We start from the raw sequence: 9,338 nt of genomic DNA, 5'->3' as shown, positions 1-9,338 counted from the left end.
AAACCCCCAATTCTGGGGGCTTTTTCCCGGCACCCAGCGCTGTATCTCGCCCCCAAACCCCCAATTCTGGGGGCTTTGAACGGAGAGGATTTTCGCGCATTATTTCGTAACATATCTTGAAAAATTCTCCCCTCTCCCAGAATTGGGAGAGGGGTCGGGGGTGAGGGCATTCACCCGCCGATCGCCACGAATTTCAACACGAAAACCGCCGCCAAAATCCACATGGCGACGGTCGTTTCCTGAAACTTGCCCTGCATGGTTTTCAAAATCGGATAGGCGATCAAACCCGCCGCCAAACCGTCGGCGATGGAATAGCTGAGGGGCATAATAAATAAGGTCAAAAAAGCCGCGATCGCCTCGGCGGGATCGTCCCAGGCGATGTAACGGACGCCGCCCATCATCAACACCCCGACGATGATTAAAGCGGGGGCGGTGGCGAAAGACGGAATCCCCGCCAGCAGGGGAATAAACAGGGTCGAAAGCAGGAACAAAACCGCCACCGCGATCGCCGTCAGTCCGCTGCGTCCCCCCTCGGAAATTCCCGACGCCGACTCGATATAAGTCGTCACCGTCGAGGTTCCCAAAATGCCGCCGACGGTGGTTCCCACCGCATCGGCTAAAAACGCCCGACTCGCCCGGGGAAGTTCGCCGTCAGCGCCGATATAACCGGTTTTAATTCCCAACCCCGTCAGGGTTCCCACGGTATCGAATAAATCGACAAATAGAAACACGAATAAAACCGTCAATAATTCTCCAAAATTCCCTCGAAATATTTCCCTAAAACCCACGAAGGCCTGACCCGCTAAATCCACGGGTAATTGAGGCAAAGCCACCACCGCTTCCGGCCAGGGGGCGATCGCCAAAATCCACCCCAACAACGCCGTCGCCAAAATCCCCCACAACAGGGCGCCCGTGATGCGGCGGACCACAAACGCGGCTGTGATGAAAATTCCCGCCAAACTGACCAAAATAACCGGTTGGCTGAGGTCGCCGAGGGCGGTTGTTGTGGCTTCGGATGCGACAATTAATCCTGTGTTTGTAAGGGCGATATAAGCAATAAATAAGCCGATGCCGGCGGCGGTGGCGTGTTTGATGCTGGCGGGGATGGCGGTGACAATTTGGGCGCGGATATTTCCGAAGGTGAGGGCGATGAAGATTAACCCTTCGATGAAAATGGCGGCGAGGGCGACTCGCCAACTAATTCCCTGTTTGAGGACGACGGTGAACGCGAAGTAAGCGTTGAGCCCCATTCCGGGGGCGAGGGCGAAGGGATATTTGGCGTATAATCCCATAATTAATGTTGCGATCGCGGCCGATAGTGCGGTGGCGATCGCGATTTCTCCGAACAGATCGCCGGGGGTTTCTAAAAAGATGGCGGCGGAGAGAATGTCCGGGTTGACGGCGAGGATGTAAGCCATCGTCACGAAGGTTGTCACCCCCGCCATAATTTCGGTGCGGAAGTCGGTTTGCAGTTGCCGAAACTGGAAAAAACGGGCGATCGCCGTTTCCTTTTCCGGGGCGCGATCGGGTTCTGGGGTCATAGCCGTCAGTTGAAAACCAAATGCTAATTGATTCCCAATACTTTATCACACCGTTGTTGCGCTTTAGCGCCCACAAACGTTATATCAGATCCGGTTATTTACCCGCCCCCCTCGATCCCCCCCTTATTAAGGGGGGGCTGGGGGGGATCGATTTTTGGATATTTAAGCGGATTGGATATTAATAACCGTTGTTGCGCTTTAGCGCCCGCGATCGCACCTTCCCCCCGACTAAAAACTGTTTTGAACCTCATTTCCAAACGGATTCAAAACCAACAGCGATCGCGCGATATGATAGACGACCGGAACGGGAACGGCATTCCCCAACTGTTTTTTTGCCCGACTGGGATTGTTATCTAAAATAAACGGTTCCGGAAACCCTTGCAGTCTCGCCATATCCCGGGCGGTGATTTCTTTATAATGTTTGGGACGGTAGATTTTTTCAATAAATTCTATTTTATATCGCTCGGGATTCTGACAATCAAACGTTTTGGTAGCGACAAAAACCTTGGTTCCCGTCGCCGTCAAAGTGCCGATCGCCTCTGCGTGGGCTAAATAGATTTTCGCCACCCCGCCGATACCGGAAGAGATTTTAGAATTGACAAACTCATAACCCCGATTTTCGATAAACCGCAAAATTCGCTTTTCAACCAGGCGATCGAGTTCCGCCATTTCCAGATCGGATATCAACGCTTTCAACCCGTCAAACGGGATCGGATTTCCATCTTTCGGGCCGTAGATTTTTTTGCGCCTATTTTTTAAAATAATATCACAAATCTGCTTTTCGCGATCGCTCGTTGCGATCAAATCCCAGGAATGGATGGTTGTCTGTCCGTTTCGCACGTCGGAAAATAGGAAAAAATCGTTGAGTTCGTCCGTTTTTTGAAATCGCCCGCGAGACGGGGGAATATTGTCACCAAATAAAACCGGCGGCGAAAACTTCTTTTTAACGACGGGTTTCTTGGAGACTCCCTCCACAAACTCGAACAGTTTGGGTCGCCGATTTAACGGTTCGGGAAATTGGAAGTTTTGCCCCCCTTTGATATCCCGCCGGATGCCGACGATAAACACGCGATCGCGGTCTTGAGATAAACCAAAATCAAAGGCATTTAAAACCCGCCATTTAACGACATAATTCGCCTCGGATAGTGCAGCCAGGATACTATCAAACTGTTCTTTATGTCTGGGTTCGGTTAATCCCCGGACATTTTCCAGGATAAAAGCTTTGGGTTGATTCAAGGTAATCACCCTGATTGTATCCAACCAAAGCTGTCCCCTCGGGTCGTTCAAACCCCGCAACTTTCCCGCGATCGACCAGGGTTGACAGGGGACACCACCCGCGATAATATCGACATCAAAGGGGAGTTTATTTAATAATTGAATATCTCCCAACTCTTTTTCGTCCAAATTGGAATATCGGATAAAATTGTCTCGGTAGACTTGGATTGACGTGCGATCGATTTCCGAATACCCCAAACATTTGCCGCCCAATTCTTCCAGGGCGATCCGAAAGCCGCCGATGCCGGCGAACAGATCCACGAAGGTAAACTGGGGTCGAAAAATGGCGTTAATTGCCGTCAGCGATCGCCCCCCATGAAACCACTCAATTTGCTTGGCTTGCATTCCCATTCTTTAAATATAGTAGAACAGGCATCTTGCCTGTTTCCATCTTTCAATTATATCTGATATCAAACTCGACATCGCAAAGGGGGAAATATTTTGATCAAATCGATTGTTTCGATTCGCCATTTTCTGATACCCTAAAAAAACAGGAACTATCGAGAGAAGGAACATGGAAGTTAAAGCCGCCGTCGCCTGGGAAGCCGGACAACCCCTCAGCCTGGAAACCGTCCAACTCGAAGGCCCGAAAGCGGGGGAAGTCTTGGTGGAAATCAAAGCAACCGGAATTTGCCACACCGATGCCTATACCCTCTCCGGCGCCGACCCGGAAGGGCTATTTCCGGCGATTCTCGGCCACGAAGGGGCGGGGGTCGTGGTAGAAGTCGGCCCGGAGGTGAAAAGCCTCAAACCGGGCGATCACGTTATCCCTCTTTATACCCCCGAATGTCGCCAATGTGAATACTGTCTCAGCATGAAAACCAACCTCTGTCAGGCGATTCGCGGCACCCAAGGAAAGGGGTTAATGCCGGACGGCAGCAGTCGCTTTTCTCAAGGTGGAAAAATGATCCATCATTACATGGGAACCTCCACTTTTTCTAATTATACAGTATTGCCGGAAATTGCAGTAGCAAAAATTCGCGAAGATGCGCCTTTTGACAAGGTTTGTTACATTGGCTGCGGGGTGACGACGGGTATCGGCGCGGTCATCAATACGGCGAAAGTTGAACCGGGTTCTAAAGTGGTGGTCTTCGGTTTGGGCGGCATCGGATTGAACGTCATTCAGGGGGCGAAAATGGTCGGTGCCGATATGATTGTCGGCGTGGACCTCAACCCGGACAAGCGAGAAATTGCCGAAAAATTCGGGATGACGCACTTCGTCAATCCCCGGGAAATTGAAGGAGATTTGGTGCCCTATTTGGTGGATTTGACGAAGGGCGGCGCGGACTACAGTTTCGAGTGTATCGGCAATGTCAATGTCATGCGTCAGGCGTTGGAATGCTGCCACAAAGGTTGGGGGGTAAGCGTGATTATCGGCGTCGCCCCGGCGGGACAGGAAATCAGCACCCGTCCCTTTCAATTGGTGACGGGACGGGTTTGGAAAGGGACGGCTTTCGGCGGCGCGAGGGGCCGGACGGATGTCCCTAAAATTGTGGATTGGTACATGGAAGGTAAGATTAATATCGACGATTTGATCACCCACGTTTTGCCCTTTGAAAAGATTAACGAAGGCTTCGATTTGATGCACGAAGGAAAATCGATTCGCAGCGTTGTGACGTTTTAATGGATGGCTAAATCCATGACAATTGGCAGGTGATCGGAACCGACATTTAGCCCCCGTCGCATCTGCAAAACTTGAATTTCCGGACTCACCAAACAATGGTCGATGGGAATCTGCAAATAGGGGTTACGAGTCGGCCAGGTGGGGAGGATTCCGAACCCGCGGCGGCTGTTGCGGAGTCGGGTTTTTCCCAGGGTGTTTTTGTAGATGGGGGACCACATAGTGATGTTCAGATCTCCGAGGAGGATGACAGGTTCTGACAAGGTGGGGATAAATTTTGCGATCGCCTCCAGTTGTCGGTTGCGGACGGAAACAAGCCATTTACTGATCGGGGGTGTGGGGTGGGTCGCGATCGCCCAAAATTCCCGATTGTTTTGGGTCAGTTTGGCGACGATTGTCGGTCTTTTTTCATTTCCAATAAATTGAACCGACGCATTATTTAACGGCAGTTTGCTGTATAGCGCGATGCCAATCCCCGGCCGATCTTGGCTGGTTTCAAACATCAGGTAAGGGAAGCGATCGCGGATCGGTTGCAATCCCTCTTGCCAAGCTTGATTGGCTTCTACAATCGCCAGAATGTCCGGATTTTCCTCCCTTACCCACGAAATCACCGCGTCAAAATTGCGGTTCTTGGCATTGACATTCGACACCGCCACCCGCAGGGTATTTGAACTGACGCTATCGAAAGATTGCTGCGGAAAATACCAGGGAACAATCTCCATCAAATTGATCGCCAGACAAATCAAGCTAATCGCGATCCATCGGGGTTGTCGTCGCAGTGTAAAATAGATCAGGGGAATTAGGGCGGCGATCGCGTACTGAACCCGAAAATGGGATGTCAACTCAAATAACAGGTGAAAACGGCCCAAATATCCCGCCAAGGACATCAGCAGCAGGAGAGTCACTCCCGCCATAAAAAGAAAGGAGAAAATTTGACCAATTGACAATGAAAAGCGATTCAAAAGTTTCATAATTTCTACCCGTTTATTGACAGCATAACAATTGAAAAATATCGATCAACCCTGTACAACCCAACTCTAACTCCCCACTCCCCACTCCCCATTCCCTATCCTTTTTTATGTTACCCACGGATCTACTCAGTCACCGACAAAATGGAGAAACCATCATCCCCCTCCGCCTGCGAATTGACGCGGGAAATTTGGCGATCGCATCCGAAATCATCCGACGGTTTGAAAACAGCCTCAACCACACCCAAGGCGACTTGAACCGCCAACTCCAAGAACTCGAAGGGGACAGCCCCAACTACCGCATCAAACGGGGATTCGCCCACCTCCTCCGCAGCAGCTTTTGCACCTTTGAAATCGTCAGTCCCCTCGAACCCCAACAGTTGCGAGAACGGGTTTTTTCAGAAGCCGCAAAACGGGTTCCGTCCTCCCCTGCAACTCGGACAACCTTAGAAGCAGTGGCAGTTCAACTCAGTCGAGAACTCCAACGAGATGTCACCCCCCCAGAAATCGAAACTGGACTCTATGCCGACTTGCACGAAAACCGCATTTTAACCCAATTCGATACCCCCACCCCCGAAGCCTTAATCCACCGCTACAATCTCTCCCAAGTTCAAGGGATATTCTACCGCGCCAGCGAGATCAAAATCAATGCCTATCGCAACGATCCGGGAGAATATAAACTTTTATTTCGATACTTAAAATTATTTCAACTCATGGCTTATATTGAAGGAGATGCCGACCACGGATTTACCCTCACCCTCGACGGCCCCACCAGCCTCTTCAAACCCAGCACCCGCTACGGTTTAGCCCTGGCAAAAATGCTCCCGGCATTACTCCACGTCACCAAGTGGAGTTTGCAAGCGACCTTACAGCAGCGAGATCCCTACACCCGCGTCGTCAAAACCGGCCGATACACCCTCAATTCCGAGTGCGAATTGGTCAGCCACTATCCCCCCGGCAAACCCTACGACAGCCTGATCGAACAGTCCTTCGCAGACCGCTGGCAGTCCCTCAAAACCGAGTGGCGGCTGGAACGGGAAGTCGATTTAATTCCCCTCCCCGGCAGCGTCATGATCCCCGACTTTCGCCTGGTGCACCCCGACGGCCGCGTATTTTTATTAGAAATTGTCGGCTATTGGCGTCCAGAATACCTGCAAAAGAAATTCTATCAGGTGCGGCGTTCCGACTGCGACCATTTAATCCTCGCCATTTCCGAGCGCTTAAATTTGGCAAAAGCGGGGGTAAAAACCACCGGAATTCCGGCGCGAGTCGTCTGGTTCAAAGGAAAATTATCCCCCAAATCGGTATTAGAGGCGATCGAAGAGAATGGGGAATAGAGAAAAATCTGTGTAATCTGTGTAATCTGCGGATGGAAGTCGGTAATCGGTAATAGGGAATGGGAAATAGGTAATCCAGTCAAAAAATCGAAAATCGCCTCAAAGTCCCCCTTTTCAAGGGGGATTTAGGGGGATCGCCAATAGATATAGTAATCGCCATAAAGCGCAACAACGACGGGGGGACCGTTGATTTAACTCTGAGTGAGGGTGATGCGGCCGGTTTGAACGTGGTCGAAAATGCGGTTGATTTGGTGGCGTTCCGCGTCGGCGATCTGATTTCCCGACAAAATCGCCGACATCAACCGGAGATATTGGACGTAACTCAATTGGCCCGATGTCTGGATTTGGGTGAGTAGCTGGCCAATGGTGGGGGCAGATTTGGCCGGGTTGTTCCATGCCATAGGGTTCGCGATCGCCTCCTGATTGTGTCCCGTCCTCCAGTATCCCAGAAAACGGGGGCCCGGGAAAAAACGGCTAATTATCAATTATCGGGCGCCAATTGTCAATTTTTTTCCCATCCGACCCGCCAAATTGTTACGGTCTGTTAAGCTCTATTGCAATCCGTCACAACTCTGAGAAGAACGCCCCCCCGCTTACTGACTCCGTGCTACTATCTGGGCTTAGTAACTGACGAGATAAATTTTGGGAGAGGACCTTTGACTCTACGGGTTGCTGTTGTCGGATCGGGTCCTGCGGGTTCCTCCGCGGCCGAAACGCTGGTAAAAGCTGGAATTGAAACCTATTTATTCGAGCGCAAACTGGATAACGCCAAACCCTGTGGCGGTGCTATCCCCCTGTGTATGGTAAGTGAGTTCGACCTGCCGCCCGAAATTATCGACCGGCGGGTTCGGAAAATGAAGATGATCTCCCCCTCCAACCGCGAGGTGGACATCAATTTAGAAAATGAAGATGAATATATCGGGATGTGCCGCCGGGAAGTCCTCGACGGCTTCATGCGCGATCGCGCCGAATCCCTGGGAGCCAACCTGATCAACGGTACGGTTCACAAACTCGAAATTCCCACCAAAACTGGCGACCCCTACACCATCCACTATAACGACCACTCCGGCGGTAAAGCGGTCGGAACGGCCAAAACCCTGAAAGTGGATCTGGTCATCGGTGCAGACGGGGCCAACTCCCGCGTGGCGAAGGCCATCGACGCCGGGGATTACAATTATGCGATCGCTTTCCAAGAGCGCATCCGCATCCCCGAAGACAAAATGGCCTACTACGAAGATCGGGCCGAAATGTACGTCGGCAACGACGTCTCCCCCGACTTCTACGCCTGGGTTTTCCCCAAATACGACCATGTGGCCGTCGGGACCGGAACCATGAAGGTCAACCAGGCGATGATCAAAAAGCTGCAAGCCGGCATCCGCGCCCGCGCCGCCCAGCGTATCGAAGGCGGTAAAATCATCAAAGTGGAAGCCCACCCCATCCCCGAACATCCCCGCCCCCGCCGGGTCGTGGGCCGCGTCGCCCTGGTCGGAGACGCCGCCGGAACCGTCACCAAATCTTCCGGCGAAGGCATTTACTTCGCCGCCAAGTCGGGCCGGATGTGCGCCGAAACCATCGTGGAAACCTCCAACGCCGGACAGAAAATCCCCACCGAAGATGACTTGAAACTTTATATCAAGCGTTGGGATAAGCAGTACGGCATGACCTATTTGGTGCTCGACATCCTGCAGCGGGTGTTCTACCGCACCGATGCGAGTCGGGAAGCGTTTGTGGAAATGTGCTCCGATCTCGACGTGCAGCGCATGACATTCGACAGCTACCTCTATAAAACTGTCGTCCCCGCAAACCCCCTGGTGCAGATGAAGATCACCGCCAAAACCTTGGGCAGCTTGCTGCGGGGCCACGCCCTCGCTCCCTAAGCGATTATCGCCCATTTTTCTTTAACATAAAACCCTTTCCTCTCCGGTATTTGTGCCGGGGAGGAAATTTTGTAATAGGCAACAGGACGGTTGGGACCTATGAATCAAAAACTAATGATCAGAACTGAAAATGAGAACGATGTGAAGGCTATAACAGATGTAACTATCTCCGCCTTCAAAACATTGGAGATCAGCCAACATACGGAACAGTTTATAATAACCGCCCTCCGCGCCGCCGAAGCACTTTCCGTGTCTCTCGTCGCAGAAATGGATAACTCAATCGTCGGGCACATCGCATTTTCACCCGTCGTCATTTCCGACGGAACGCCGGACTGGTACGGCCTCGGCCCCCTCTCCGTTTTACCTTCCCATCAAAGGCAAGGTATCGGCAAAACCCTGGTCAGAGAAGGCCTGTCGCGTTTGAGGGGTTTGAATGCGAAGGGATGTTGCGTGGTCGGACATCCGGATTATTATCCGAAATTTGGATTCGAGAATGTTGCCGATCTCAGTTATAAAGGCGTGCCGCCAGAGGTCTTTTTTGCCCTGTCATTTAATGGAAATTTTCCCGAAGGTGAAGTCACGTTTCACGAGGCTTTTATGGCGACTTCAGAACCGGAGAGATCCCCCTAAATCCCCCTTACGAAGGGGGACTTTGAAAAGATATTCTCCCCCCTTACAAAGGGGGGCTGGGGGGGATGCTTCACTGTTTGGGAACCGAA

General features: G+C 51.7%; 8 protein-coding genes. 4 read left to right on the top strand and 4 right to left on the bottom strand.

The annotated features are described in order from the left end of the window. Positions 1-170: 170 nt before the first annotated feature. Positions 171-1,541, bottom strand: a complete 1,371-nt coding sequence (locus tag AC0QHF_RS15070; RefSeq protein WP_324705047.1) for an NCS2 family permease — start codon at positions 1,539-1,541, stop codon at positions 171-173. A 228-nt stretch (positions 1,542-1,769) separates the two neighbouring features. Next, positions 1,770-3,161, bottom strand: a complete 1,392-nt coding sequence (gene dcm / locus AC0QHF_RS15065; RefSeq protein ID WP_324705046.1) for a DNA (cytosine-5-)-methyltransferase — start codon at positions 3,159-3,161, stop codon at positions 1,770-1,772. Between the two features lie 169 nt (positions 3,162-3,330). Between dcm and AC0QHF_RS15060 the strand changes: the two genes are divergently transcribed. Beyond that, positions 3,331-4,440 carry an S-(hydroxymethyl)glutathione dehydrogenase/class III alcohol dehydrogenase gene (locus AC0QHF_RS15060; protein ID WP_324705045.1) on the top strand — a complete coding sequence of 370 codons (1,110 nt, stop codon included), beginning with the start codon at positions 3,331-3,333 and terminating at the stop codon, positions 4,438-4,440. Here AC0QHF_RS15060 and AC0QHF_RS15055 read toward each other — a convergent pair. After that, positions 4,437-5,351: an endonuclease/exonuclease/phosphatase family protein gene (locus tag AC0QHF_RS15055; RefSeq protein ID WP_324705044.1), complete on the bottom strand. Its 915-nt coding sequence runs from the start codon at positions 5,349-5,351 to the stop codon at positions 4,437-4,439. The two genes, AC0QHF_RS15060 and AC0QHF_RS15055, sit on opposite strands and share 4 nt — an antisense overlap. A gap of 164 nt (positions 5,352-5,515) precedes the next feature. Between AC0QHF_RS15055 and AC0QHF_RS15050 the strand changes: the two genes are divergently transcribed. After that, on the top strand, positions 5,516-6,742 hold the full coding sequence (locus tag AC0QHF_RS15050; RefSeq protein ID WP_324705043.1) for a DUF790 family protein: 1,227 nt from the start codon (positions 5,516-5,518) through the stop codon (positions 6,740-6,742). Positions 6,743-6,933: 191 nt separating this feature from the next. Here AC0QHF_RS15050 and AC0QHF_RS15045 read toward each other — a convergent pair whose 3' ends face one another. Beyond that, positions 6,934-7,143, bottom strand: a complete 210-nt coding sequence (locus AC0QHF_RS15045; protein WP_324705042.1) for a hypothetical protein — start codon at positions 7,141-7,143, stop codon at positions 6,934-6,936. Between the two features lie 255 nt (positions 7,144-7,398). Between AC0QHF_RS15045 and chlP the strand changes: the two genes are divergently transcribed. Further along, positions 7,399-8,619, top strand: coding sequence for a geranylgeranyl reductase (gene chlP / locus AC0QHF_RS15040; protein WP_324705041.1), 1,221 nt, complete (start codon positions 7,399-7,401; stop codon positions 8,617-8,619). 99 nt (positions 8,620-8,718) lie between these two features. Then, complete coding sequence (locus AC0QHF_RS15035) at positions 8,719-9,249, top strand: GNAT family N-acetyltransferase (protein WP_324705040.1); 531 nt, start codon at positions 8,719-8,721, stop codon at positions 9,247-9,249. The last annotated feature ends 89 nt before the right edge of the window (positions 9,250-9,338 follow it).

This window comes from Lyngbya sp. CCY1209, assembly GCF_055795065.1.
This window is presented reverse-complemented; position numbering and strand designations above follow the sequence as displayed.